General features: G+C 64.6%; 22 protein-coding genes. 10 read left to right on the forward strand and 12 right to left on the reverse strand.

The genetic code is table 11. The features are described 5' to 3' along the window. Positions 1-8: 8 nt before the first annotated feature. A complete protein-coding gene (gene eno, locus BDOA9_RS23940) occupies positions 9-1,292 on the reverse strand; it encodes a phosphopyruvate hydratase (protein ID WP_025036499.1) in 1,284 nt (427 codons plus the stop codon). Between the two features lie 174 nt (positions 1,293-1,466). On the opposite strand from eno, the gene BDOA9_RS23945 reads away from it, so the two are divergent. After that, entirely contained in the window at positions 1,467-2,444 is a 978-nt protein-coding gene (locus BDOA9_RS23945; RefSeq protein ID WP_025036500.1) for a Vgb family protein, read from the forward strand. A 157-nt stretch (positions 2,445-2,601) separates the two neighbouring features. Then, positions 2,602-3,054: a preQ(1) synthase gene (queF, locus tag BDOA9_RS23950; RefSeq protein WP_025036501.1), complete on the forward strand. Its 453-nt coding sequence runs from the start codon at positions 2,602-2,604 to the stop codon at positions 3,052-3,054. 179 nt (positions 3,055-3,233) lie between these two features. Here the strand turns inward: queF and BDOA9_RS23955 are convergent, their stop codons facing one another. Both BDOA9_RS23955 and BDOA9_RS23960 read right to left on the reverse strand, forming a co-directional pair. Beyond that, positions 3,234-4,427: a serine hydrolase domain-containing protein gene (locus BDOA9_RS23955; RefSeq protein WP_025036502.1), complete on the reverse strand. Its 1,194-nt coding sequence runs from the start codon at positions 4,425-4,427 to the stop codon at positions 3,234-3,236. A 55-nt stretch (positions 4,428-4,482) separates the two neighbouring features. Next, positions 4,483-6,123 carry a flavin-containing monooxygenase gene (locus BDOA9_RS23960; protein WP_025036503.1) on the reverse strand — a complete coding sequence of 547 codons (1,641 nt, stop codon included), beginning with the start codon at positions 6,121-6,123 and terminating at the stop codon, positions 4,483-4,485. A 313-nt stretch (positions 6,124-6,436) separates the two neighbouring features. Between BDOA9_RS23960 and BDOA9_RS23965 the strand changes: the two genes are divergently transcribed. Next, on the forward strand, positions 6,437-7,324 hold the full coding sequence (locus BDOA9_RS23965) for a helix-turn-helix domain-containing protein (protein WP_025036504.1): 888 nt from the start codon (positions 6,437-6,439) through the stop codon (positions 7,322-7,324). 283 nt (positions 7,325-7,607) lie between these two features. On the opposite strand, the gene BDOA9_RS23970 is transcribed toward BDOA9_RS23965, so the two are convergent. Beyond that, positions 7,608-7,793: a cyclic nucleotide-binding domain-containing protein gene (locus tag BDOA9_RS23970; RefSeq protein WP_025036505.1), complete on the reverse strand. Its 186-nt coding sequence runs from the start codon at positions 7,791-7,793 to the stop codon at positions 7,608-7,610. Between the two features lie 147 nt (positions 7,794-7,940). Beyond that, complete coding sequence (locus BDOA9_RS23975) at positions 7,941-9,029, reverse strand: cyclase family protein (RefSeq protein WP_025036506.1); 1,089 nt, start codon at positions 9,027-9,029, stop codon at positions 7,941-7,943. 116 nt (positions 9,030-9,145) lie between these two features. Here BDOA9_RS23975 and BDOA9_RS23980 point away from each other — a divergent pair, with 116 nt between their 5' ends. Beyond that, a complete protein-coding gene (locus tag BDOA9_RS23980) occupies positions 9,146-10,216 on the forward strand; it encodes a CobW family GTP-binding protein (protein ID WP_025036507.1) in 1,071 nt (356 codons plus the stop codon). 52 nt (positions 10,217-10,268) lie between these two features. Here the strand turns inward: BDOA9_RS23980 and BDOA9_RS23985 are convergent, their stop codons facing one another. The 3 genes from BDOA9_RS23985 to BDOA9_RS23995 all read right to left on the reverse strand — a co-directional run bounded on the left by BDOA9_RS23985 (position 10,269) and on the right by BDOA9_RS23995 (position 12,784). Further along, positions 10,269-11,480, reverse strand: coding sequence for an MFS transporter (locus BDOA9_RS23985; RefSeq protein ID WP_025036508.1), 1,212 nt, complete (start codon positions 11,478-11,480; stop codon positions 10,269-10,271). Further along, entirely contained in the window at positions 11,480-12,343 is an 864-nt protein-coding gene (gene kdsA / locus BDOA9_RS23990) for a 3-deoxy-8-phosphooctulonate synthase (protein WP_025036509.1), read from the reverse strand. Before kdsA ends, BDOA9_RS23985 begins: the two co-directional genes overlap by 1 nt. A 114-nt stretch (positions 12,344-12,457) precedes the next feature. Then, on the reverse strand, positions 12,458-12,784 hold the full coding sequence (locus BDOA9_RS23995) for an NIPSNAP family protein (protein WP_025036510.1): 327 nt from the start codon (positions 12,782-12,784) through the stop codon (positions 12,458-12,460). A gap of 215 nt (positions 12,785-12,999) precedes the next feature. Here BDOA9_RS23995 and BDOA9_RS24000 point away from each other — a divergent pair, with 215 nt between their 5' ends. Continuing rightward, positions 13,000-14,658 carry a hypothetical protein gene (locus tag BDOA9_RS24000; protein ID WP_025036511.1) on the forward strand — a complete coding sequence of 553 codons (1,659 nt, stop codon included), beginning with the start codon at positions 13,000-13,002 and terminating at the stop codon, positions 14,656-14,658. Between the two features lie 42 nt (positions 14,659-14,700). Here BDOA9_RS24000 and BDOA9_RS24005 read toward each other — a convergent pair whose 3' ends face one another. The 3 genes from BDOA9_RS24005 to tpiA all read right to left on the reverse strand — a co-directional run bounded on the left by BDOA9_RS24005 (position 14,701) and on the right by tpiA (position 17,776). Beyond that, positions 14,701-16,332, reverse strand: coding sequence for a CTP synthase (locus tag BDOA9_RS24005; protein ID WP_025036512.1), 1,632 nt, complete (start codon positions 16,330-16,332; stop codon positions 14,701-14,703). 166 nt (positions 16,333-16,498) lie between these two features. Next, on the reverse strand, positions 16,499-16,882 hold the full coding sequence (secG, locus tag BDOA9_RS24010; protein WP_025036513.1) for a preprotein translocase subunit SecG: 384 nt from the start codon (positions 16,880-16,882) through the stop codon (positions 16,499-16,501). A gap of 138 nt (positions 16,883-17,020) precedes the next feature. Further along, a complete protein-coding gene (gene tpiA, locus BDOA9_RS24015; RefSeq protein WP_025036514.1) occupies positions 17,021-17,776 on the reverse strand; it encodes a triose-phosphate isomerase in 756 nt (251 codons plus the stop codon). Positions 17,777-17,998: 222 nt separating this feature from the next. On the opposite strand from tpiA, the gene BDOA9_RS24025 reads away from it, so the two are divergent. The 5 genes from BDOA9_RS24025 to BDOA9_RS24045 all read left to right on the forward strand — a co-directional run bounded on the left by BDOA9_RS24025 (position 17,999) and on the right by BDOA9_RS24045 (position 25,169). Beyond that, on the forward strand, positions 17,999-19,900 hold the full coding sequence (locus tag BDOA9_RS24025) for a SurA N-terminal domain-containing protein (RefSeq protein WP_025036516.1): 1,902 nt from the start codon (positions 17,999-18,001) through the stop codon (positions 19,898-19,900). A gap of 14 nt (positions 19,901-19,914) precedes the next feature. Further along, on the forward strand, positions 19,915-20,928 hold the full coding sequence (trpD, locus tag BDOA9_RS24030) for an anthranilate phosphoribosyltransferase (RefSeq protein ID WP_025036517.1): 1,014 nt from the start codon (positions 19,915-19,917) through the stop codon (positions 20,926-20,928). Between the two features lie 8 nt (positions 20,929-20,936). Next, positions 20,937-21,743 (forward strand): indole-3-glycerol phosphate synthase TrpC, encoded by an 807-nt coding sequence (gene trpC, locus BDOA9_RS24035; RefSeq protein WP_025036518.1) that lies wholly within the window; start codon positions 20,937-20,939, stop codon positions 21,741-21,743. 1 nt (position 21,744) lies between these two features. Then, the gene (gene moaC / locus BDOA9_RS24040) at positions 21,745-22,260 is read left to right on the forward strand and encodes a cyclic pyranopterin monophosphate synthase MoaC (RefSeq protein WP_025036519.1); all 516 of its coding nucleotides are present in this window, start codon (positions 21,745-21,747) and stop codon (positions 22,258-22,260) included. Between the two features lie 176 nt (positions 22,261-22,436). Beyond that, a complete protein-coding gene (locus tag BDOA9_RS24045) occupies positions 22,437-25,169 on the forward strand; it encodes a bifunctional diguanylate cyclase/phosphodiesterase (RefSeq protein ID WP_025036520.1) in 2,733 nt (910 codons plus the stop codon). Positions 25,170-25,250: 81 nt separating this feature from the next. Here BDOA9_RS24045 and BDOA9_RS24050 read toward each other — a convergent pair whose 3' ends face one another. Then, positions 25,251-26,588 (reverse strand): S41 family peptidase, encoded by a 1,338-nt coding sequence (locus BDOA9_RS24050; protein WP_025036521.1) that lies wholly within the window; start codon positions 26,586-26,588, stop codon positions 25,251-25,253. Between the last annotated feature and the right edge of the window lie 173 nt (positions 26,589-26,761).

Consider the following 26,761-nt stretch of genomic DNA (forward strand, 5'->3'; position numbering starts at 1 on the left):
GGCGCGGCTTATGCCAGCGCCTTCAGCGCCGCCTTGCCGCCATAGAGCGCCTGCTTGCCGAGCTGCTGCTCGATGCGCAGGAGCTGGTTGTATTTGGCGGTGCGGTCGGACCGCGCAAGGGAGCCGGTCTTGATCTGACCGCAATTGGTGGCGACCGCGAGATCGGCGATGGTGGAATCCTCGGTCTCGCCGGAGCGGTGCGACATCACCGAGGTGTAGCCGGCCTTGTGCGCCATCTCGACGGCGGCGAGCGTCTCGGTCAGCGTGCCGATCTGGTTGACCTTGATCAGGATCGAGTTGGCGCGGCCGGTCTTGATGCCTTCGGCGAGGCGCTTGACGTTGGTGACGAAGAGGTCGTCGCCGACCAGCTGGCACTTCTTGCCGATCAGGTCGGTGAGCTCTTTCCAGCCGTCCATGTCGTCTTCCGACATGCCGTCCTCGATGGTCACGATCGGATAGCGCGAGACGAGGTCTGCCAGATATTTCGCCTGCTCGGAGATCGAGCGGGTTTTGCCCTCGCCTTCATAGACGTATTTGCCGTCCTTGAAGAACTCGGTCGAGGCGCAGTCGAGGCCGAGCACGATGTCGGAGCCCGCCTTGAAGCCGGCCTTGCCGATCGCGTTCATGACGAATTCCAGCGCGGCGTCCGCCGACGGCAGGTTCGGGGCGAAGCCGCCCTCGTCGCCGACATTGGTGTTGTGGCCGGCCTTCTTCAATTCGGACTTCAGCGTGTGGAAGACTTCCGCGCCGTAGCGCAGGCCTTCGGCGAAGGAGGATGCGCCGACGGGGAGGATCATGAACTCCTGGAAGTCGATCGGGTTGTCGGCGTGCACGCCGCCATTGATGATGTTCATCATCGGCACCGGCAACAGGCGGGCCGAGGTGCCGCCGACGTAACGATAGAGCGGCATGTCGAGCGAGTTCGCGGCGGCCTTGGCGCAGGCGAGCGAGACGCCGAGGATGGCGTTGGCCCCGAGCCGGCTCTTGTTCGGCGTGCCGTCGAGATCAATCATGATCTGGTCGATCTGGGCCTGCTGCTCGACATCGAGGCCGCTCAGGGCCTCGAAGATCTCGCCGTTGACGGCGCCGACCGCCTTGGTCACGCCCTTGCCGAGATAGCGAGCCTTGTCGCCGTCGCGCAGTTCCACGGCCTCATGGGCACCCGTGGAGGCGCCGGACGGAACCGCGGCGCGGCCGAGCGCGCCGTCCTCCAGCACGACATCGACCTCGACGGTGGGATTGCCCCGGCTATCGAGAATTTCGCGGCCGATGATGTCGATGATGGCGGTCATGATGTTCACTTCCGTTCGTTGGGGCTGATCGGTGCCGCGGGTCTTACACGGGCTGCAAGCAAATGTGAACGCTTGGACGCACCGCTCCGACTGACGCGCGACGCGCCTCCGATTATCCTCGACTGCACCTGGTCCGCGTACCCAACCTCAGTCTCAAACAGTCGGGGTAACGCCATGAATCGCCGCCAGTTTCTTGCCTCAACCGCCGCGCTGCTCGCGGCCCGCCCAGGTTTTGCTCAGGAAGGCCCGTTCCGGACGAGATATTATCCCATCAGCCCGGGCATCGGCCTGCACGATCTCACGCCCGCCCCTGACGGCACGATCTGGTTCACGGCGCAAGGCAAGGGCCTGCTCGGCAGGCTCGATCCACGTGATGGCCGTTTCAAGACGATCAGCCTCGGCCAGGGCGCGGCCCCGCACGGCGTGACCATCGGGCCCGACGGCGCGCCGTGGATCACCGAGGGCGGGCAGAACGCGATCGCGCGGGTCGACCCTTCCGATCTCGAGGTGACGCTGTTCCGCCTGCCGGAAAAGTTCGCCTCCGCCAATCTCAACACCGGGGTGTTCGACAGGGACGGCACCTACTGGTTCACCGGGCAATCCGGCTATTACGGCCGGCTGTCTCCGAAGACCGGCGAAATGAATGTGTTCAAGGCGCCGAAGGGGGTCGGCCCCTACGGCATCACGGTCACGCCCAAGGGTGATATCTGGTACGCCTCCCTCGGCGGCAGCCATATCGCGAAGATCGACCGCGCGGGCGGCAATGCGACACTGGTCGAGCCGCCGACGCCGAACCAGGGTTCACGGCGCGTCTGGTCGGATTCGAGAGGCCGGATCTGGGTCAGCGAGTGGAACAGCGGCCACGTCTCGGTTCATGATCCCAACGACGGTTCGTGGAAGACCTGGAAGCTGCCGGGCGAACGTCCCCGCGCCTATGCCGTGTACGTCGACGACAAGGACAAGGTCTGGCTGACCGACTTCTCCGCCAACGCCATCGTGCGGTTCGATCCCGCCACCGAGACGTTCAACGTCTTCGCCAGCGACAAGCCCAACGCCAATGTCCGCCAGCTCGACGGCCGTCCGGGCGAGCTGTGGGGCTGCGAGTCCGGCAACGACCGCATCGTCATGATCCAGACCATCGCCGCCGGTTGACGACGAGCCCGTTTGCGTCCATCCCGGCATCCTCAGGAGCGCGATCTTATCGCGCTCCTGGTTCTTAATTGAGCATGATCTTTTCGGAAAACCGGTGCCCACTTTGCGCAAACGCGGCCCTTCGGGTCCGGATCATGTTCCACAGGATGCAAGGACGATGGCGAAGAAATCCCTCCAGCTCGGCCGCGCGGTCGAGTGGCCGCACACACCGGAAGAGGCCCAGCTCGACCGCGTGCCGAATCCGCAGAAGGGCACGGACTATCTGGTGCGCTTCACGGTGCCGGAATTCACCTCGCTCTGCCCGGTCACGGGCCAGCCGGATTTCGCGCATCTGATGATCGACTACGCGCCGGGGGCATGGCTCCTGGAGTCGAAATCGCTCAAGCTCTACATCGCAAGCTTCCGCAATCACGGCGCCTTCCACGAGGACTGCACCGTGATGATCGGCAAGCGCATTGCTTCCGAGATCAAGCCGAAATTCCTGCGCATCGGCGGCTATTGGTATCCGCGCGGCGGCATCCCGATCGACGTGTTCTGGCAGACCGGCCGCGTGCCGAAGGGCCTGTGGCTGCCCGAGCAAGGCGTCGCGCCCTATCGCGGACGGGGCTAGGGCATAGCTCGGTCACGTTGACCATCGAAAGAGAACGGCCTCGGTCGACAGCGACGAGGCCGCTCTCGCACCATGGTCCTAAAGCGCGATGAGATTTGGATGAATCGTCATTGCGCTTTAGTTTGTTGTTTGCGCATGATCTTTCCGGAAAACCGCTTCGCACTTTTCCGGATCATGCTTTAGCTTGCCAAGCGCTGCCTCAGGCTCTGGTAGAACGCCGTCTCGAAGTTCATATAGCCGATGAATGATGTCGGATCGCCGAAGGGCAGAATCTGGGTGGCCCAGAACCCGCCGACATTGTTCTGCCGATCGATCCAGTAGAACAGGTTGGCAAGCCCGGCCCAGCCCAGCGCGCCGGCGGGACGTCCTGTCGGGGCTTCCTCGTCGTTGACCATGAAGCTCAGCGCCCAGGATTTGGATTGGCCCGGAAAGAATTCCGCGTCATTGCACAGCGACGGGATGACACCCGTGATCGGCGTTACCTTCCTGTCGCCCAGATGGTTCTTTTCCGCCATCCGCACGGTTTCGGCTTTCAGCACGCGGCCGTGCTCCCCAGCCCCGTCATTCAGCCACATGCGGATGAAACGCATGTAGTCGCCGACCGTGCCGTACAGGCCGTGGCCGCCCATATGGACTTCGGGCTTTGCCGGAAGCTCGAAATCCAAAGGCGTCAGCGAGCCGTCGGCGTTTCGCGCGTGGACGCCGGCCAGTTTCTGGCGCATCGCGTCGGTCAGCTCGAAGGTCATGTCCTTGATCCCGAGCGGTTCGAAGATGCGCGTCTTGAAGACTTCACCGAGTCGCTTGCCCGTGATGGCCTCGACGATCTGGCCGCACCAGTCGAGATTCGTCCCATAGTCCCAGCGCTCGCCGGGATCGAACAGCAACGGGGTCATCAGGGAGGCCTTGGTCGCGGTGATCACGCTGGGCTGCCCTTTCTCCTGGGCCAGCCGGTTATAGGTGTGGTTGATGAAATCGTAGCTCAGGCCTGCCGTGTGGGTCATCAGCATGCGCGTGGTGATATCGCGCTTCGGTGCACGCAGGATCGGCTCGCCCGCTGCATCGAAGCCGTCGATCACCTGCAGCTTTCCGATCTCGTTCGCGTAGCGCTTCGCGGGCGCATCGAGATCGAGCTTACCCTCCTCGACGAGTTGCAGAACGGCCGTGCCGGTAATCGCCTTGGTCGTGGAGAAAAGGGCAAAGACGCTGTCGGTGGTCATGTCCGCCGGCTGATCGAGACGGCGTTTGCCGGCCGCGCCTTCATAGATGTTGCGCCGGCGGTCCGTCACCATAGCGACAACGCCGGGCACGCGCGGCGTGGATGTGACGACGCCGTCGAGAACTGCATCTGCCGTCGCGCCAAAATTCATGATCATGATCGTCCTCCCGTGCTGGATCAATTAATGTGGTCGACGCTCGCGTCGCGAGCGCTCATTGCATCGCGAAGCCCTCGTAACCGTTCACCGCGACCTCGTCGCACTTCTGTCGATACGCGCCGACGCCGCCGCAGTACGACAGGACACGGCGCGGCTTGCCTTCGACGTTCGAGCCCAGGTACCAGGAATTGGTTTTCGCGATCAGCGTCGCGTTTGCGATCTCGTCGTGATGGGCCACCCAGCTGTCCTGGGTGTCCTTTGTCGGCTCGACCACCTTCAGATCCTTGCTGCGCATGTACTTGATGCAGTCATCGATCCATTCGACCTGCTGCTGCAGGCACGTGGTCATGTTGCACAGCGCGGCCGACGGAGCGAGCGGAACGGCGGTCGTGAACAGGTTGGGATAGCCGTGAACCTGCAGGCCCATCGTGGTGCGGATGTCCCTGCCCCATTCCTCCCTCAGCGATCGACCGTCGCGGCCCCTGATATCGATGCGCGTCAAGGCACCGGTGCCGGCGTCGAAGCCGGTTGCCAGGATAATGACATCCAGCTCATGGACCGTACCGTCAGCGGTCTGAATACCCGTGGGCGTTACGCGATCGATCGGATTGCTCTTGACGCTGACGATCTCGACGTTGGGACGATGGAAGGCCTCGAGGAAGTTCTGCTCGAGCGGCACACGGTGCGTTCCGAAGCCATAATCGGCAGGAATCAACGCATCGCACAGTTTCGGATCCCCGAGCCGCTCGCGCATCTTCCCGCGCACGAATTCGGAGATCTCGGCATTGACCTCCGGGTCGAAGAACAGCTCGGCAAACGAGGATATCCATAGCTTCAGGGAACCGTCATTCCAGCAGGCCTCGATCACCGCGCGGCGGCGCTCCGGCGTGAGGTCTGCCCAGGCGTGCTCGAAGTCGTATTCAAAGCCGGTGAAGGTGCGCGGCAGGCGTTCGGTGAGCGACTTGAACCTCGACTTGTAGTCCTCGACCTCCGCGGCTCCAAATTTCGGATTCCTCATCGGGATGATGTATTGCGGCGTGCGGATGAACACCTTGAGATGGCCGACATCGCCGGCGATGGTCTGGATGACCTGGATGCCGGTCGCACCGTTGCCGATGACTCCGACGCGCTTGCCTGCGAGGTCGACAGGCTGCTTCGGCCAGCGCGCCGTATGGAACAACTGCCCCTTGAAAGTCTCCTGCCCCGGAAAGGATACGTAGGGAGCCGATAGCATCCCGCAGCAGGTGACCAGAAACTGGGTGTCGATCACCTCGCCCCGGTCGGTCGTGACCAGCCAGCGCTGCGTGGCCTCGTTGAAATGCGCGCTCTTGACCGTCGTGCTGAACTGGATGTCCTTGCGCAGATCGAGACGGTCGGCGACGTAGTTCATCCAGCGTTCGATTTCGGGTTGGCCCGGAAACTTCTCGCTCCAGCTCCAATCCTTGTAGAGCTCCTCGGAGAAAAGATACTGGTAGATGTAGGCCTCGGAGTCGAAGCGCGCGCCGGGATATCGATTCCAATACCACGTGCCGCCGACGCCTGACGCGGCGTCGATCCCCCTGACGCTCAATCCCTGCTCGCGCAGACGATAGAGTTGATAGAGCCCGGCGACGCCGGCTCCGACAACCACGGCATCGAACCTCGCTGTTCCATGCGAACCGTTGCTTCCATTGGATTTGGTCAGGGCTTCCGCCATTTTTTCCTCCTCAAGGATTTTTGCGTGCGCAAGACCTTCCCCGCCCGTCATGCGATCGGATGGTGGTGCAGCGCGTCATTGTTGATCCCGTCAGTACGGGACGGGGGAAGCTACGAGTATTCCGGCGGCTGGAGCTTGAACAAATCGGACAATTCTTTGAACGAAGCCGCACGTCCGTTACCGGTTCTGCAGTTCGGCAACGCGACTCGCTTGGCAAATGGCAAAACCGGCTTATGCTCGTCTCCGCCGTTCGGCCAATGAGAAGCAGAAGCGGTCAACCGCGCCTTAGAATTCAGGGAGGGAGTCGCGCGCGATGGGCCAATTCATCACGGTCGAGGAGCTGCCACGCTACGCTCCCGGCCAATTGATGCTGGACAGTTCCGCGGTGGGCAAGGCCGACTTTCGGCTGCGCGTCTTCCGCTACGCGCCGTCCGACATCTGGGTGCCGCCGTCCGAGAATTTCCTGATCGTCGTCTATCGCGAAGGCACCACGTCGATGAACCGCCGTGTGACCGGCGCCTGGAAGCAGGATCGCGTCGGACGTGGCGTCACAACCCTGCTGACACGTGCGGAGCCTTCGAACTGGCGCTGGAGCAATGACCTCGAAGTCAGCCATTTCTACATCTCGCCGAGCCTGATGACGAAGACCGCGAGCGAGGCGTTCGACCGCGAGTCGGTAGGCGTCGAACTCCACGATCTGCTCAGGATCGAAGATCCGGTGCTGACCTGGATCGGCGACCGGATGGTGCAGGAAGTGTCCGAAGGCAGCCCGGGCGGCCGGCTCTGCTACGATGCGCTGGCGCTTCAGGCGAGCGTGCACATCTTGCGAAATTATGCCTCGGTTGAATTCAAGCTGCCCTGTTCGCAGGGGCGCTTCAGGCCAGCGCATGCGAGGCTGATCGAGGACTATGTCGAACAGAACATCTCCAGCAACATCACGCTCGAGGAGCTAGCCAATATCTGCAACTGCTCGCCGGTGCAGTTCGCGCGCAAGTTCCAGGTGCACTATGGCATGCGGCCGCATGCCTATGTCCTGAGTCGCAAGGTGGAGCGCGCCTGCCAACATTTGCGCAAGAATCGGCTCGCCCTGAAAGAGATTGCGCTCCTGAGCGGATTTTCCGATCAAAGCCATCTCAATCGGATTTTCCGCAGGCACATGAACGTCACGCCGGCTGAGTATCGCAAGAACTGCGTGAGCTAGCCTCCTCCACCCGGTTTGACGGGGGCGGAGTGAGACAGCCCCACCCGTGTCCTGCAAGGTGCCGTGCGCAACGCTGCGCCCCGCAGTGCCGGGACCCAGCGCCACGAATTTCGGCCCCCGGATCAGCAACGCACCGCGCCCCAAGTGCGGCGCGCTGCGTCGCATCCGGGGAACGACCAACAATGGCCTGGTATCGTCAGTACGCGCTCAGCAGGTCCACCTTGGCATTCGCCAGCACCAGCCGCCGCGCCAGGATGGCGGCGAGGTTGCGCATGATCTTCAACTATGTTTCCGGGTGCAGTCGGCGGTAATCGGCAAAGCTGTCCAGCGGCAGTTCGAGGCAGCTGACGGGCGTGTCGGCGAAGACGTCGGCGCTGCGGCTCTGCTCCAGGATCGCCATCTCGCCGAATTCCATGCCGGGCCCTAGCGAGGCGAGCCGCACGCCGCTGCGCAGCTTGACGCTGACCATGCCGCTCTGGATTCGTGCGCCATGTTTACGGGACCGACGGTGTCGTGGTGGGGAGCAATGCCCCTTCGCGCCTATCGCGGCCGGCTAATTGGGCGGGCCTTCGCGTGGTGGGCGGGGACGTCCCGCCCACCGGCTTTCTTGTCCGCGTCAGGTGATCGCGATCGGACAGCCATTGCTGCCGGTAGCGCCTTTGATGGGTGACGGCGTGAAGCAGTAGACGAACTGGTACTTCTTGTCGGCAATCAACTCGTCAAAGATCAGGTTCTCGTGGTTGAGAATGCCGTGCTTGGTCTGCAATTCGGCATGAACCACGAAGGCGAGCGACTTGTCGGGATTGGGCACCACCTCGACCGCCCAGGTGTCAGCCGCTGTCAGCGCGAGATCTTTCTCGATGATCCACTTCGCGGCATCGAGGCCGATGCCCGGCTCGCCGCTGTTGTAGCGATCATTGTTCTTCATCCATAGCGAGCCCCAGCCGGTGTGGAACATGATCGCATCGCCTGGCTTGATGTCGCTCTCCGCGATGTTCTGCTTCGCCAGCGCGGCCTTGATATCGGCCGAGGTGATCTCCTGGCCCGCATCCATCATGCCGCCCTTCAGCGCGACCATGTCGATCAGGTGGGCGCGCGTGAACAGCGGCTTGAGCTTCTCGGCGCCAAGCTTCTTCAGGCCGTAGGCGTCGCTGATCTCTGCAGCGGTAAAGCCGTTGTAGAAGCGCATCTCGCTCTTGTCGCCGTCCTTGCCCAGCTGGATGCCGATATGGCCGAGCCCGTCGAATTGCGTACCGGTCTGGCCGATTTCGGTGGCGAGAAATTCGTCGTGATAGACGAGCTTGTTGTCGCCGAACGGGCCGCCGGTCGGCCCGCCGGGAATGCGCAACGAGAATGCGCGGGCGCCGAACAACGGCATGCCTTGCTCGTAAACGCGGCCGATCTTGTAGATCTTGCCATCCTTGATCCACTTCACGGCATCGAGAACCTTCGCCGGCGTGATGTGGTTCGACGCGCCAGCCTCGTCGTCCTTGCCCCATTTCGAGGGCCACCAAGGCTTGTCAACGCCCTTTGGCATCGCGGCGGTCTGGGCCTGGGCCGCGGTGATCGGTGCGAGCGAGAACTTGCCGTGCATCGCACCTGCGAATGCCGCTCCTGCCGCACCAGCAAGGCCGGCCGTGCGGAGCAAGGTTCGCCGATCGGTCGCCGCGCCGCCCTTCTCTTCGTCGCCTTTGGTATCGTCCATCGTTTCCTCCCGGGTTGTGCCCGCTAAGATCGGGCTTAAGAACCTGTTTTCGAAATCCTCGTGCTCCATTAAGCTGTTGTCCAGCGACAAAAATAAGACCAGGGTCGAGGACGCCGATGAGCCTGTTCGAGAGCGACAAATCCGCCGAGCGGACTCCGGTGTCATTGATCACCGGCTTTCTTGGCAGCGGCAAGACGACATTGCTCAACCGCCTGCTGCGCCATGACGCGATGAAGGACAGCGCCGTCGTCATCAACGAATATGGCGAGGTCAGCCTCGACCACCTCCTCGTGGAGCGCGTGGACGGCGAAGTTGCAGTGCTTGCGAGTGGTTGTATTTGCTGCACTATTCGCAGCGATCTGGAAGAGACCCTGCGCGCGCTACTGGTGCGCCGCGATCGCGGCGAGGTGCCGCCGTTCCGCAGGATTTTGGTCGAGACAACGGGGTTGGCCGATCCCGCTCCCATTGCTCAGCTGCTGCTGAACAACCCCCTGATCTCGCATTTCCTGCGGCTAGACACCGTGGTGACGACCGTCGACGCCGTCAACGCAACGCGGCAGCTCGACCGCCAATACGAGGCGGTGAAGCAGGTCGCGCTCGCAGACCGGCTGCTGATCACCAAACGCGATTTGGTCAGGGACACTGACGCACTGGACTTGCGGCTTCGTCGGCTCAATCCCGGCGCCAGGATCGAGAGCGTGGTGAACGGCGAGATCGATCCGGCCCAGCTGTTCGGCGCTGCCCTCGTCGACCCCGAAAAGAAGACAGCCGATATCGAGCGCTGGCTCAACGAGCAGGCGTTCGCCGGCTTCGCCAAGGCGGCGCATGAGCACGGCCATCATCACGATGACGGCCATGCCCATCACGAGCATCACAGCCACGATGCATCGATCCTCAGCTTCATGATCGCATTCGACGATCCCCTCGACTGGATGGCGGTATCGCGCTGGCTTGCGCATCTGCGCGCCACCCGGGGAGAGGACCTGTTGCGGGTCAAGGGCATCTTGAATCTTCGCGATGAAGCGACGCCGGTCGCGGTCCACGGCATCCACCACGTCTTCCATCCGCCGGTGGCGCTTGCAAAATGGCCCGATGCCGACCGCCGTTCACGCATCGTGTTCATCACCCGCGGCATTACGCACCACGAGGTGCTTGAGCTCTGGCAAGGGGCCCACGCGGCCGCCTGAGCGCCACAAAGACGGCTCGCGTTTTGACAGGGCGCTTCTCCCGGACGCGCCATCAGACGCGCGCATCCGCCGGCGCACGCGACCTGAGAAATCGCGCGCAGACGAGGCCCAACACCACCATGATCGCGGCGCTTGCGAGCAATGTCGGGACCTTGCCGCCATGCTGCAGCCCGAAGCCATAGGCGAGTGGCCCCACCGTCTGCCCCATGAAGAAGAAGAACGAATGCAGCGACATCGCGGTCGCCCGCGCCCCGATCGACAGCTCGCTGGCGAACACCTGCAGACAGCCATGGATCATGTAGAAGCCCCAGCCCATCGCCAGCATGCTGGCGAATTGCAGCTGCCAGCCGGGACCGAAGGCGAGCGCGCCGAGCTGCAACGCCACGAGGCTCGCGCCCGCGATCATCATGCCCTTGACGCCGAGCCACGGCAGCATGCGCGAGACGGTGAGCGTGTAGAGCAACCCGCCGACCGCAAATCCCGCGATCACGATGCCCGCGATCGACAGCGATTTCTCGCCGAGATCGAACAGGAACGCGGCGATGAAGGGAAACAGGCCGAACACGCAGCAGCCTTCGACGAAGACGGCCGAATAGCTGTAGCGCGTGTTGGGGTTGGAGAAGATCGTGCGGTAGCCCTGCCGCAACGTCCTGAAATCCGTCTTCGGAGGTGCCGTCAGCGCGGCCCCGCGAAATCCCGCCGCGACCGCCACGGCCGCAATCAACCCGAGGGCGCCGAGGATCACGAGCACGCCGCGCCAGCCGATGAAATCGCCGATGATTCCGCTGGCGGACGAGCCGAGCAGATTGCCGGTCATCGAGCCCGCCATCGTGCGCCCGATCGCAACCTGCCGCTTGGCCGGCGCAACGAGATCGGCGGTGAGGCCGAGTGCGACGGGGAACACGCCGCCCGCGGCGATGCCGGCCAGGATGCGGCTTGCGAACAATCCTGAGAAGGAGGTGGCGAGCGCCCCGAGGATGCAGGCGACGCCGAGCAGCGCCAGGCATGCCGTCATCAATCGCGCCTTGCCGAACAGATCGGCGGCCGCTCCGATCGCCGGCTGAACCAGCGCGTAGATCAGGGCAAAGCCGGCCGCGATGCTGGCGGCCGTCGTGATGCTGATCGCGAAATCATCCGCAACATGCGGCAGGACGGGATCGAGCGCGCGCGTCGAGAGTGCAGCCGAGAAGCCGGCGAGCGCAATGATGTTGATCGCGGGTGGAAACTTCTGCTCGGACGACGGCCTGGTCGCAGGCTGGTGCATCAGCGCGTGGTGCTCTTTGACGTATTTTTGGCCAGTGCGTCGAACGCCATCAATCGCGCGACCAGCCCCTCGAACTCGCGCAGCGGCACCATGTTGGGACCGTCCGATGGCGCGCGATCGGGATCGGGATGGGTCTCGATGAAGACGCCGGCAACGCCGACCGCGACAGCTGCACGCGCCAGCACCGGCACGAATTCGCGCTCGCCGCCCGAGGACGTCCCCTTCCCGCCCGGCTGCTGCACCGAATGGGTGGCGTCGAAGATGACGGGCGCGCCGGTGGTGCGCGCCAGGATCGGCAGCGCGCGCATGTCGGAGACCAGCGTGTTGTAGCCGAACGAGGCGCCGCGCTCGGTAACGAGCACGTTGGGATTGTTCGCGCTCGTGATCTTGGCGACGACGTTGGCCATGTCCCAGGGCGCCAGGAACTGGCCCTTCTTGACGTTGACGACCTTGCCGGTCGCGGCCGCGGCCAGCAGCAGATCGGTCTGCCGGCACAGGAAGGCCGGAATTTGCAGGATGTCCACCGCCTGCGCCACCTCCGCGCATTGGCTGGCTTCGTGCACGTCGGTCAGGACGGGCAGACCGAGCGAGGATCGGATCTCCGCGAAGATCGGCAGCGACTGCGAGAGGCCCAGCCCGCGCGCCGCCGCCCCGCTGCTGCGGTTGGCCTTGTCGAACGAGGTTTTGTAGACGAGGTCGATGTTCAGCCGCGCGGCGATCTCCTTCAGCGCGGAGGCCACTTCCAGCGCATGCTGGCGGCTTTCGAGCTGGCAAGGTCCCGCAATGACCGAGATCGGCAGGTCGTTGCCGAATTTGACCCTGCCGATGGTGACGACCGGCGCCGCCGAATGCGAAGAGCTCAAGGCAAATCCCTCGTTTCGGCGCGACCATAGCCGCCGTGAGGGTCGGATCAACCCCATTCGGCCCGGACCGCCCGAATATCAGGGTTGCGCCAGGGTTCCCGGCCCGGTGCCGCCCTACTTCACCACGGAGAAAGCGGTCGGCGCCAGGATCTGGCTGACGATGTTGGCGACGATCTGGCCGTCGGCTTCGCTCTCGGCGCGCGCCTTGATCCAGTCCGGATCGGTCATGAACGCGCCCCACTTCTTCTCGCGCTCGGCGAGCGAGTCCCAGGCGAGGAAATAGGTCAGCTCCTGGTTGGATTCGCCGAGCACGGTCGTGAAGAACCCGGCCTGCTTGATGCCGTGCTTCTCCCAGATCTTCAGCGTGGCGGTCTCGAAGCGCTTCAGCAGCGCCGGCAACCGGCCCGGCACGCAGCGATAGATGCGCATTTCGTAGATCATTCTTGCTCCCTCCCTCAACAGGAGCGGCGGTTATAGCTGCTGGCCACAACTCTGTCTTGAGCCTCGCCCGGGCGACCCTCATGGCGTTTCGCGCATAGCTCGATAGCGCAGGGCCGGCGCGCTTGATAATCTACAGGATCGGTCCGGCGTATCGGCCGCCGACAGCCCGAGGGCAATCGGCAAAACGACCGAAGCGATCAAAGGGGGCGAAGGCAATGACCTATTTTGATCTCGGACCCTACAGCCGCAAAATCACCACGACTTCGCCTGGTGCTCAGCTCTGGTTTGACCGAGGGCTCAACTGGGTGTTCGGATTCAACCACGGCGAGGCGATCAAATGTTTTCGCAAGGCGCTCGAGTTCGACAACGGCTGCGCCATGGCACATTGGGGCATCGGCTACGCCGCGGGTCCCAACTACAACCTGCCCTGGGTCCGCTATGACGCGCAGGGCCGTCAATTGGCACTCGCGGCATCATACGATGCGACGCAGGACGCGCTCGCGCAGGCGGATAAGGCAAGCCCGGTCGAGCAAGCGCTGATCCGCGCCTTGTCGGCGCGCTATCCGCAGCGTGAAGCGATCGAGGACATGGCGCCGTGGGACAAGGCCTTCACGCGAGAGATGCGAAAGGTCTACGCCACCTATCCCGACGATCTCGAGGTCCGAGCCATCTTTGCCGAATCGATCATGAACGAGACGCCGTGGCTGATGTGGGACCTCGCGTCTGGAGAACCCACCAGGGGCGCCGGCACCGAGGAATGCAGGGCCGTGCTCGAACAAGCCTTCGATCGATGGCCGGCTGCGTGGAATCATCCGGGACTGCTTCACCTCTACGTCCATCTCATGGAGATGTCGCCCTTCCCGCAACGGGCGATGCGGGCTGGCGACCGGCTGCGCGCGATCGTCCCCGATAGCGGCCATCTGATCCACATGCCGACGCATCTCGACGTGCTGTGCGGGCAGTACAACGACGTCCTGCTCTACAATCAGAAGGCGCTGGCGACCGACCGCAGGTTCCTCGCTTATTCGGACGATCCGGGTGTCTACCTGGTCTATGTCATCCACAACTTCCACTTCGCCATCTACGGCGCGATGTTCCTGGGTCAATACGCCCCCGCTATCGCAGCGGCCGAGGAACTCATTGCCACCGTGCCCGAGCCGGTGCTGCGCATTCAATCGCCCCCCATGGCGGACTTCCTGGAAGGCTATTTGACGATGAAGCAGCACGTTCTCGTGCGTTTCGGCAAATGGCACGACATCATTGCCCAACGGCTGCCGGAGGATCGCGAGCTATACTGCTCGGTGACGGCGATGATCCACTACGCCAAGGCGGTGGCGCATTCGGCGCTCGGCCACGTCACTGAGGCCGAAACCGAGAAAGCGTTGTTCGCACACGCGAGGACGCGCGTGCCGGAGAGCCGGCTCGTGCACAACAACAAGGTCGTCGCCCTGCTCGGCGTGGCCGAAGCCATGTTGAATGGCGAACTGGAATATCGCAAGGCCAACTACGACCTTGCGTTCGCCGAGTTGCGCCGATCCGTCGCGCTCAGCGACGCCCTGCCCTATGACGAGCCGTGGGGATGGATGCAGCCACCGCGTCACGCACTCGGCGCGCTGCTGCTGGAGCAGGGACGGATCGAGGAAGCCGAGGCGGTCTACCGATCCGACCTCGGCATCGATGGAAAGCTGAGCCGGGCCTGCCAGCATCCCGACAATCTGTGGTCGCTTCACGGCTTGCACGAATGTCTCATGCGGCGTGGCGACAAGGCCGAAAGGCCGCTGATCAAGCAGCGACTTGACCTTGCCCAGTCGCGGGCGGAGGTGCCGATCAAGGCATCTTGCTTCTGCCGCAGGATGGACATCGCGGCCGCGTAGCCGGAGGTGCGAGCAGGACTTCGTCAGGGAAGACCGAGCCGGCTAGACCAGCCGGCTCTGCACCATCGCCGCCTGAATGAACGAGGCGAACAGCGGATGCGGCTCGAAGGGGCGCGACTTCAGCTCGGGGTGGAACTGAACGCCGATGAACCAGGGATGGTCCTCGTACTCGACGATCTCAGGCAGCACGCCGTCGGGCGAGAGCCCTGAGAATTTCAGGCCGTGCTGCTCGAGCCGGTCCTTGTAGGCGGTGTTGACCTCGTAGCGGTGGCGGTGGCGCTCGGAGATCTCGGTCGCGCCGCCATAGACCTGCGAGACGCGGCTGCCGCGATTGAGCGCGGCCGGATAGGCACCGAGCCGCATCGTGCCGCCGAGATCGCCGGCCTGCGTGCGCTTCTCCAGCTCGTTGCCGCGCAGCCATTCCGTCATCAGGCCGACCAGGGGCTCCTTGGTCGGGCCGAACTCGGTGGAGTTGGCGTCCTCGATGCCGACGAGGTTTCGCGCGGCCTCGATCACCGCCATCTGCATGCCGAAGCAGATGCCGAAATACGGCACGTCGCGCTCGCGCGCGAACTGCGCCGCCTTGATCTTGCCCTCCGCGCCGCGCTGGCCGAAGCCGCCGGGCACCAGGATGCCGTTGACGTGCTCGAGGAACGGCGCCGGATCTTCCTTCTCGAAGATCTCGCTCTCGATCCAGTCGAGATTGACCTTCACCTTGTTGGCGATGCCGCCATGCGAGAGCGCCTCGATCAGCGACTTGTACGCATCCTTCATGCCGGTGTACTTGCCGACGATGGCGATGGTGACGTTGCCTTCGGGGTTGCGGATGCGCTCGTTGATCTGCTGCCAGCTCTGCAGCGCCGGCGGAATCCGCGAGCCGATGCCGAACGCGGCGAGCACTTCATCGTCGAGGCCCGCATTGTGATAGGCCTCGGGGACCGCATAGATGTTGTCGACGTCGCGCGCCTCGATCACGGCGCTTTCGCGCACGTTGCAGAACAGCCCGAGCTTGCGCCGTTCCTCCTTCGGGATCTCGCGATCGGTGCGGCAGAGCAGGATGTCAGGCTGGATGCCGATCGAGCGCAGCTCCTTCACCGAGTGCTGCGTCGGCTTGGTCTTCAATTCGCCGGCGCTCGGGATGTAGGGCAGCAGCGTCAGATGGATGTAGACGGCATGGTCGCGCGGCAGCTCGTTCTTGAGCTGGCGGATCGCCTCGAAGAACGGCAGGCCCTCGATGTCGCCCACCGTGCCGCCGATCTCGACCAGCACGAAGTCGTAATCGTCGTTGCCGTCGAGGACGAACTCCTTGATGGCGTTGGTGACGTGCGGAACCACCTGGATGGTCGCGCCGAGATAATCGCCGCGGCGCTCCTTGGAGATGATGTCCTGGTAGATGCGTCCCGTGGTGATGTTGTCGGCCTTGGTGGCCGGCCGGCCGGTGAAGCGCTCGTAGTGACCGAGATCGAGATCGGTCTCCGCGCCGTCATCGGTCACGAACACTTCGCCGTGCTGATACGGCGACATCGTTCCGGGATCGAGGTTGAGATAGGGATCGAGCTTGCGGAGGCGGACCTTGTAGCCCCGGGCCTGCAGCAGGGCACCCAGTGCCGCCGAAGCCAGACCCTTGCCGAGCGAAGAAACCACGCCGCCGGTGATGAATATGTACCGCGCCATGGGACTTAACCTCTAATCCCCTAAATACGATTCGCCAAAGCGATTCGTATCCCGCCCCAAAGATTTCGCGGGCCTGTGGGTGAGCCAGAACTGAGAGTGGTGACAGTGCCTTGATGGGGATTGTTGATGCAGGACGGTAGCAGCCGTCCTGCATGGCCCCCCTGCTTTATTGCGAGCGCGGCACCTGAGGACCGGTCGGAGCCGGTGCTTGCTGCTGCTCGTCGGCCTTCTTCAGCGAATCCAGGATGCCGCCCGAAGTTGGCGGCGCGATCGGCGACCCGCCGGCCGGCTGGGTCTGCCCGGGCTGGCTGATGATCGACGACGGCTTGCGGTCGTAGCCAGCGTACCAGGACAGGAACAGGCTGGTGAGAAAGAAGCCGACGGCCAGGATCGCCGTGGTCCGCGTCAGCAGGTTCGCCGTGCCGCGGCTCGACATGAAGCCCGCACCGCCGCCCATGCCGAGGCCGCCGCCTTCCGACTTCTGGAGCAGGACGGCCCCGATCATCACGGTGACGATCATGAGGTGGATGACGATGACAACGGTCTGCATGATTTCCTTCCGTCACAAGCGGGCGGCGCCTGACGGCGGCCGATCGCGCTTCGCGGGTTTCCTGAAGTTGCGCGGTGTTACACGATCGGAGGGGGTATTGCCACCCCCGATCGGATCCGGACCAACGGTTTGAACGAGTTAGGGGCAGCCCTTGGCAATGGCAAGGAAATCTGCCGCTTTCAGGCTGGCGCCGCCGACCAGCGCCCCGTTGACGTGGTTCACCGCCATCAGCTCGGCCGCGTTGGAAGGCTTGACCGAGCCGCCGTAGAGAATCCGCATCCTGGCCCCCTCGCCCTTGAACCTGGAGGTCAGGAGCTCCCGGATAAAGCCATGAATCTGCTCGACATCCTTCGCCGTCGGGGTCAGCCCGGTGCCGATCGCCCACACCGGCTCATAGGCCACGACCAGATTGGCCGCCGTCGAGCCATCCGGCAGCGAGCCCTCGAGCTGCCCACGCAGGATGTCCAGGGTCTGGCCGGCGTCGCGCTGGCCCTGCGTTTCGCCGATACAGACGATCGCAACGGCCCCGGCGCGCCAGGCCGCCTCGGCCTTCTGCCGGATCAGCGCGTCGCCCTCGCCGTGGTCGGCGCGACGCTCGGAATGGCCGACGATGATGGCGGTCGCGCCTGCATCGGCGAGCATTTCGGCGGCGATATCGCCGGTATGAGCGCCGGCGGCCTTGGGGTGGCAGTCCTGGGCCCCGACCGCGACCTTCTTGCCGCGCGCCTTCTCGGCGAACGCCGCCACCAGGGTCGCCGGCGGGCAGACCAGCAGGTCGGCCTTGCCAGCTACGTCTGCCGCGCCGTTAAGCATGGCGTCGAATTCAGCAGCCTGGGCTTTCAGGCCGTTCATTTTCCAATTGCCCGCGATCAGCGGTCGGATGGCGTCGGTCATGTCAATATCCAGCAGAAGGAGGTTTGTTCATGCGCTAGCAGAGGTGCTCCTGCAGTTCCAGAGACTGAGGCCCTTTAGCCGCAGCTTCTCGCCGTCGCATGAGGCGAGGTTGCGGGGCGAAAGCCGCCACTTTATGATGATCTATCAATTTGGTGACGCGCTTTTGCGGAATCTGCATTAAGACGCGCTCCGTTCCCCTCCTGACCAAACAAGTTGGACCAAATGCTCCGAGGAATACGCAAGGCCTCATCGAACTGGCTCGGCAAGATCGTCATGGCCGTGGTGATGGGCGTGTTGATCGTCAGTTTCGGCATTTGGGGCATCGCCGACATCTTCAAGGGCTTCGGGCAGTCTACCGTCGCCAAGATCGGCAGCACGGAGATCTCGCTCAACGAGTTCCGCCAGATCTACACCGACCGCCTGCAACAGATCAGCCGCCAGTTCGGCCGCCCGCTCACGCCCGACCAGGCGCGTGCCTTCGGTCTGGACCGCCAGGTGCTGCAGCAGACCATTGCCGAGGCCGCCCTCGACGAAGAGGCGCGCCGGCTCGGACTCGGACAGTCCGACCAGCAGATCCGCCAGCTCATCATGAACGACCCCAACTTCAAGGGCGTCGGCGGTAATTTCGACGCCAACCGCTTCCAGGCCTTGATCCGCAATTTCGGCTACACCGAGCAGCGCTACGTCGCCGAGCAGCGCAAGGTGTCGCTGCGCCGGCAGATCACCGGCACGGTCGGCGCCGGCCTCGAGCCGCCGAAAGCCATGATCGACGTGCTGACGCGGTTCCAGAACGAGCAGCGCGCCATTGAATTCGTCAAGCTCGACGCAGCTCAGGCCGGCACCATCGAGACGCCCTCGCCCGAAGCCCTCGCGACCTATTTCGAGGACCACAAGGTCCAGTTCCGCGCGCCCGAATATCGCAAGATCGCCTTCGTCGTGATCTCGCCGGAAGAAATCGGCAAATGGACCGAGGTCTCCGACGAGGACGCCAAGAAGATGTTCGAGCAGCGCAAGGACAGGCTCGGCACGCCGGAGAAGCGCCAGATCCACCAGATCGTGTTTCCGAACGAGGCCGAGGCAAAGGCGGCGCGCGAGCGCCTCGCCGGCGGAATGTCGTTCGAGGATCTCGGCAAGGAGCGCGGGCTGAGCGCTTCCGACGTCGATCTCGGACTGGTGACCAAGTCGGCGCTCGATCCTGCAGTCGGGGCTGCTGCCTTCGCTCTTGCAGCCGGCGAGATCAGCCAGCCGATTCAGGGCGCCCTCGGCACCTCCATCGTCAAGGTCGACAAGATCGAGCAGGGCAATGAGGCCGATTACGCCAAGCTCGCCGGCGACATCAAGCGCGAGATCGCGACCGAGCGCGCACGCGTCAAGGTCGCCGATCTCCGCGACAAGATGGAAGACGAGCGCGGCGGCGGCTCGAGCGTGATCGACGCGGCGCAGAAGCTCGGCCTCACCGCCGTGACCATCGACGCCGTCGACCGCTCCGGCCGCGCGCCGAACGGCCAGCCGGTCGCCAACATCCCGCAAGGCCTCGACGTGGTGTCGCAGGCGTTCAACACCGATGTCGGCGTCGACAACGACGCGATCTCGTTCAAGGGCGGCTATGTCTGGTACGACGTGCTCGCCATCACGCCCTCGCGCGACCGCAATCTCGACGAGGTCCGCGACCAGGTCGAGGCGCGCTGGCGGCAGGACCAGATCGCGGCCAAGCTGAAGGCCAAGGCGACCGAGATGGTGCAGAAGCTCGAAGCGGGCGGCAAGCTCGCGGACGAGGCGGCCGCAATTGGCGCCAAGGTCGAGACCGCGACCGGCTTCAAGCGCGACGACTCGCCTGCCGGCGTGCCCGGCACCGTCGTGGCGGCCACCTTCCGCACGTCCAAGGACGGCGTCGGGCAGACGGCCGTGAGCGGCGGCAGCGAGGTGATCGTCTTCCGCGTCACCGAGATCGTCGATCCCGCGGTCGACTTCGCCTCGGAGGCGGTCAAGAAACTGAAGGAGAGCCTCGACCGCGCCCAGACCGAGGAGCAGGTCGCCTCCTACGTCAACAAGCTTGAAACCGACATCGGGACCACCATTAATCAGGCCGCCTTCGCGCAGGTGACCGGCGCGAACCAGCAGTAAGTTGAAAGCACGCGATGGACGACCTGAAATCGATCATTGGAAAAGTGGCGACCGGCGCCAGCCTGTCGCGTGACGAAGCCGCGTCCGCCTTCGATGCCATGATGAGCGGCGAGGCCACGCCCTCGCAGATGGGCGGGCTCCTGATGGCGCTGCGGGTGCGCGGCGAGACCGTGGACGAGATCACCGGCGCTGTTACGGCGATGCGCTCGAAGATGCTGACCGTGAAGGCGCCGCCCGAGGCGGTCGACATCGTCGGCACCGGCGGCGACGGGTCCGGCTCGGTCAACGTCTCGACCTGCGCCTCCTTCATCGTCTCGGGCGCCGGCGTGCCGGTGGCCAAGCACGGCAACCGTGCCCTGTCGTCGCGCTCGGGCGCCGCCGACGTGCTGGCCTCGCTCGGGGTGAAGATCGATCTCAAGCCCGAGCAGGTTGGACGCTGCGTGCGCGAATGCGGCATCGGCTTCATGTTCGCGCCCGCCCACCATCCCGCCATGAAGAACGTCGGCCCGACCCGGGTCGAACTCGCCACGCGCACGATCTTCAACCTGCTCGGCCCCCTGTCCAACCCGGCCGGCGTGAAGCGGCAGATGGTCGGCGTGTTCTCCAGGCAATGGGTGCAGCCGCTGGCACAGGTGCTGAAGAATCTCGGCTCCGACTCCGCCTGGGTGGTGCACGGCTCCGACGGTCTCGACGAGATCACCCTCACCGGTCCGACCTTCGTCTCCGCGCTCCACAACGGCGAGATCCGGAATTTCGAGGTGACGCCGGAGGAAGCCGGGCTCCCGCGTTGCGAGGCCGGTGCGCTCAAGGGCGGTGACGCCGATGCCAATGCGATCGCGTTGCAGAGCGTGCTCGACGGCAAGCCGAGCCCTTATCGCGACGTGGCGCTGATCAACGCCGCCGCCGCGCTGGTCGTGGCAGGTCGCGCCAAGGACCTCAAGGAGGGCGTCGCGATCGGCATCCGCTCGATCGACAGCGGCGCGGCCAACGCGAAGCTGAAGCACCTGGTCGCGGTCTCCAACAGCTGAACTCCCCCATGTCCGACATCCTGACCAAGATCGAGACCTACAAGCGCGAGGAGATCACGGCGGCGAAGCGCGCGCGTCCGCTCTCCACCGTCGAGGCGCAAGCCAGGGCCGCCTCCGCACCGCGCGGCTTCCTGCGCGCGATCAAGGCCAAGCACGCCGAGGGCGGCTACGCCCTGATCGCCGAGATCAAGAAGGCCTCGCCCTCCAAGGGTCTCATTCGCGCCGATTTCGACCCGCCGGCGCTAGCCAAGGCCTATGAGGCCGGCGGCGCCGCCTGCCTGTCGGTGCTGACCGACACGCCCTCGTTCCAGGGCCATCTCGACTTCATGGTGGCGGCGCGGGCGGCGACTTCGCTGCCGGTGCTGCGCAAGGACTTCCTGTTCGACACCTATCAGGTGGTCGAGGCCCGCGCGCACGGCGCCGACTGCATCCTGATCATCATGGCGGCGCTCGATGACGCCGCTGCCAGGGACCTCGAGGACGCAGCCCTCGCCCACGGCATGGACGTCTTGATCGAGATTCATGACCGTGCCGAGCTCGACCGGGCGCTGAAGCTGCGGTCGCCGATGATCGGCGTCAACAACCGCAATTTGCGCACCTTCGAGACCACGCTGGCGACCAGCGAGGCGCTGGCGCCGCTGATCCCTTCGGACCGGCTGATGGTCGGCGAGAGCGGTATCTTCACGCAAGAAGACCTCGCCCGGCTGGAGCGCGTCGGCATGTCGACGTTCCTCGTCGGCGAGAGCCTGATGCGGCAGGCCGACGTCACGGCGGCGACGCGCGCACTGCTCGCGCGCGCGGCGGGCACGCGCTGACATGGCGCGCAAGACTTCCACGACCAAGCCTTCGAAGAAAGCAGGTATCGCCCTCACCCATATCGGCGCCTCCGGCGAGGCGCGGATGGTCGACGTCTCGGACAAGCCCGCGACGGAGCGGCTGGCGGTTGCGGAAGGCCGCGTCGTCATGACCAAGGCGACGCTGGACCTGATCGTGTCCGGCAACGCCAAGAAAGGCGACGTGCTCGGCACCGCGCGCATCGCCGGCATCATGGCCGCCAAGCGCACCTCGGAGCTGATCCCGCTCTGTCATCCGCTCGCGCTGTCGAAGGTCATCGTCGACATCGCGCCTGACGCCAAGCTGCCGGGTTGCGTGGTGCGCGCCAGCGTGAAGGTGACGGGACCGACGGGCGTCGAGATGGAGGCGCTCACCGCGGTGTCGGTCGCCTGCCTCACCATCTACGACATGATCAAGGCAGTCGAGCGCGGCGTGCGCATCGAGGGCATCTATCTCGTCGAGAAGCTCGGCGGCAAATCCGGCCATTACCGCGCCTGAAGCGGGCTTGCGTTAACACCCCACTTTCGCGCCGCGCGCATGGATTGCTTTTGCGCGCGACCGTTCACGTCTCGTTAACCGCGCTTCCTAACTTAACCTCCACACCGTCCCCGTAAACCAACGGATGTTCTCAGGGTCCTGAATTGATCCTGGCGTGTGCGCGGCAACGATCCAGCATGAAGATGAAATTCGGCAGTCGTCTCTTTGACCAGATCTTCGTACGGAGCGGACCGATCCGCTGGCTGGTGGTGGGCGGCACGCTGCTGATCGCGGCCATCGCCATAGGCTCGGTCCTGATGGCGCAGAACTTCCGGGAGCGGGCGCTGCGCAATTCCGGCCGCGAGCTGGAAAACACCGTGCTGCTGCTCGCTCATCATTTCGATCAGCAATTGCAGGACTTCGCGGTCATCCAGAAGGATTTCGTCGACTACGTCCGTACCACCAAAATTGCGACCGGAGAGGACTATCGCAAGCGCCTCTCGGGCGAGGACGTGCACCTGATGCTGCGGTCGAAGATCGAGGCGCTGCCCTATATGGGCGGCGTCAACATCGTCGATACCGAAGGCAATCTGATCAATTCGTCGACGGCATGGCCGGCTCCAAAGGTGAATGTCGCCGATCGTGCCTACTTCCGCACCTTCAAATACGATCCCTATGCGCCTGATGTCCTGATCGAGCCGCTGCACAGCCGCATCTCCGGTGCATGGACCATTCTGGTCGCCCGGAAGGTCGTCGGGCCGCGCGGCGAGTTTCTCGGTGTGGTCGGACGCGGCATCGAGCCTGCCAATTTCGAGAAATTCTTCGCCTCCGTCGTGCTCGGCGAAGGCGCGGCGATCTCGATGCTGCATCGCGACGGCACGCTGCTCGCCCGCTATCCGCATGCCGGCGAATTGATGGGACGAAACTTCAAGACGGGTCCGTTCGAGCATCAGAGGGTGTTCGGCCTCGATCATTTTGCCGGCCGCTTCAACAGCCCCGTCGACGGCGAGGACCGGCTGATCTCCTCCCGTGCCCTGCCCCACTTCCCGATCCTGGTGATGGCAACCACGACCCGCGCGGCGGCCCTGGCGGACTGGCGCGAGCAGATCGGCATTCTGATCTCGGTCGCGGCCTCGTCCGCGCTCGCGATCGCGGGCGTGCTGATTGCCGTCGTGCGCAAGCTGTTGGAGCAGCACCGCCTTTCGCGCCAACGGCTGACCCTGGAAAAGCAGCGGCTCGACCGCGCCGTCAACAACATGACGCAGGGCCTGCTGCTGTTCGATGCCGAGCAGCGGCTCGTCGTGTGCAACCAGCGCTACATCGAGATGTACGGTTTGTCGGCCGAGGTCGTGAAGCCCGGCTCGAGCTTCCGCGACATCATCGCCCATCGCAGGGCAACCGGCTCGTTCACCGGCGACGTCGACGCCTATGTCGCGCGCGTCCTGAAGGACATCCACCTCCGTAACTCCATGGTGGTCGAGACCGCCGATGGCCGCTCGATCCAGATCCTCAATGAACCGCTCGCCGATGGCGGCTGGGTGGCGACCCACGAGGACGTCACGGAGCGCCGTCGCATCGAGGAGCGCATCACCCACCTTGCCCATTACGACGCGCTGACGGACCTGCCCAACCGCGCCATGTTCCACGAGCATCTGCGGCAAGAACTGGCCGCGGCCCGCGACGGCGAGCAGATCGCGGTACACTACATCGACATCGACGAGTTCAAGGGCGTCAACGACGCGCTCGGCCATCTCGTCGGCGACGAGCTGTTGAAATCGATCGCGGCGAACCTCCGCCGCTGTGCGGGTCCGGAGGACTTCGTGGCACGACTCGGCGGCGACGAATTCGCCATCGTGCAGGGCGCGGTGACGTCGCTCGATCAGGTCAACGAGCTCGTCGCGCGCGTCTTCGACACCATCCGCACGCCGTTCGACTGCATGGGCCATCATCTCACCAGCGACGCCAGCATCGGTATCGCGCTCGCGCCGGAACACGGCACGGCGCTCGACCAGATCCTGAAGAACGCGGACATGGCCATGTACGCGGCCAAGTCCGCCGGACGCCGCACCTACCGCTTCTTCGAGCCGGACATGGACGCCAAGGTCCGCGAACGCCGCCAGCTCGAGGCCGACCTGCGCCAGGCCATCGCGCAAGGCGGTCGCGAAGGCGGGCTCGAGGTCTATTACCAGCCCTGCCTCGGCCTGAAGGACGACCGCATCACCGGTTGCGAGGCACTGGTGCGCTGGCGCCATCCCGAGCGCGGCTGGGTCTCGCCGGCCGATTTCATCCCGATTGCCGAAGACACCGGCCTGATCAACGAGGTCGGCGAATGGGTGCTGGCGACCGCGTGCCGGGACGCGGCAGGCTGGCCCGACGACATCCGCCTCGCCGTCAACGTCTCGCCGGTGCAGTTCAAGAGCGGCACGCTGGCGCTGAAGATCATGGCGGCGCTCGCCGCGTCGAACCTGCCGGCGAGCCGGCTGGAGCTCGAGATCACCGAGGCGGTCCTGATCCGCGACGACGATGCCGCGCTCGCAATTTTGCACCAGCTCCGCGCCATCGGCGTGCGCATCGCGCTCGACGATTTCGGCACCGGCTACTCGTCGCTGAGCTATCTGCACCGCTTCCCGTTCGACAAGATCAAGATCGACCGCTGCTTCGTCGAGGACATCGCCCGTCCCGACGGCTCCGCCAGCATCGTTCAGGCCGTCGTCAACCTGGCGGCCGCCCGCCGCATGACCACGACGGCCGAGGGCGTCGAGACCGAGGAGCAGCAGCGCCTGCTCCGCACGCTCGGCTGCTCCGAGATGCAGGGCTATCTGTTCAGCGCCGCCAAGCCCGCCGACAAGATGCTGGAACTGTTCGCCCTGCACCGCAGCCGGCTCGCCCGGCGCGAAGGCAGCGAGAGCCGCCGCCGCGAGGTCGGTTAGGTCTGAACGGCGCGCAAAACGAATTCGCCCGGAAGCGGTCATCCGCTCCCGGGCGAAACATTATCCGGAACGTCGTAAGGCCTAGTTCGGCACCGCAGCCTTCGTCGCAGGCTTCGCAGCGACGGCATTTGCGGTCACGCCGTGGAGGAAGTCGTAGGCCGCGTGCAAGGCCTTGTCGTCCTTCTCTTCCGGCGGAACGTACGACTGCGATCCGGTCTGCTCGCCGCCGTCGGCGGCCGACAGATGCCCGCGCATCTGGGACTCCGCCATGGTGTCCATGCGCCCCTTCAGCTCGGGCGGCACGTCCTGGAGGATCTCGATGTCGGGCGCGATGCCCTGGGCCTGGATCGAGCGACCCGACGGCGTGTAGTAGCGCGCCGTGGTCAGCGCCAGCGCGCCGTTGCCGGAGCCGAGCGGAATGATGGTCTGCACCGAGCCCTTGCCGAACGATCGCGTGCCGATCAACGTCGCACGCTTGTGGTCGTGCAGGGCGCCGGCAACGATCTCGGAGGCCGAGGCCGAGCCGCCGTTGATCAGCACCACGATCGGCTTGCCCTTGGTGAGATCGCCGCCATGGGCGGTGAAGCGCTGGGTTTCTTCCGGAGAGCGGCCGCGGGTCGAAACGACCTCGCCACGCTGCAGGAAGGCGCTCGACACCGACACGGCCTGGTCGAGCAGGCCGCCCGGGTTGTTGCGCAGATCCAGCACGTAGCCGGCGAGCTTCTCCGGCGGGACCTGCTTGGAGACCGAGGTGATCGCCTTCCTCAGGCCGTCGGTGGTCTGCTCGTTGAACGAGGTGATGCGGATATAGCCGATGTCGCCGTTCTCGACGCGGAAGCGCACCGGACGCACATGGATGATCTCGCGCGTGATCGCAACGTCGAGCGGCACATCCGCGCCCTTGCGGATGATGGTCAGCTTGGTCTTGGTGTCGACCGGTCCCTTCATCTTGTTGACCGCCTGCTCGAGCGTCATGCCCTGCACGGCCTCGCCGTCGATCTTGCTGATGAGGTCGCCGGACATGATGCCGGCCTTCGAGGCCGGCGTGTCGTCGATCGGCGAGACGACCTTGACGAGCCCCTCCTCCATGGTGACCTCGATGCCGAGCCCGCCGAACTCGCCGGAGGTGGTCTCCTGCATCTCGGTCCAGGCCTTCGCGTTCATGTAGCGCGAATGCGGGTCGAGCGAGGTGACCATGCCCGTGATCGCACCCTCGATCAGCTTGGCGTTGTCGGGCTTCTCGACATAGCTCGCCTTGACCCGCTCGAACACCGCGCCGAACAGGTTGAGCTGGGCATAGGCATCATCCGCGCTCACTGCCGCCCGCGCCGCCCATACGCCGCCCTGCGGGCTGGCTACCAGAAAGGTCAGACACGCTCCGGTGAGCGCGCCGAGGGGGAACAGCAGGGATTTCCGCATGGATGGGGGTGCCTTTTGCTTGGCGGTTCTCTCGAGGCTGGGACGCGCCATGCAAATGGCGACCCAGCCCATCTCTCACAATACCATTCTGGTTTCTTCAAGGCCGGGATGCCACGCTGGCGGGCAGACCGAAGAAATCCCTTCGCCTTGGCCTAAACTTTTGGCAACGTTCC

The sequence above is a fragment of the Bradyrhizobium sp. DOA9 genome (assembly GCF_000617845.2).
Classification (GTDB): Bacteria; Pseudomonadota; Alphaproteobacteria; order Rhizobiales; family Xanthobacteraceae; genus Bradyrhizobium.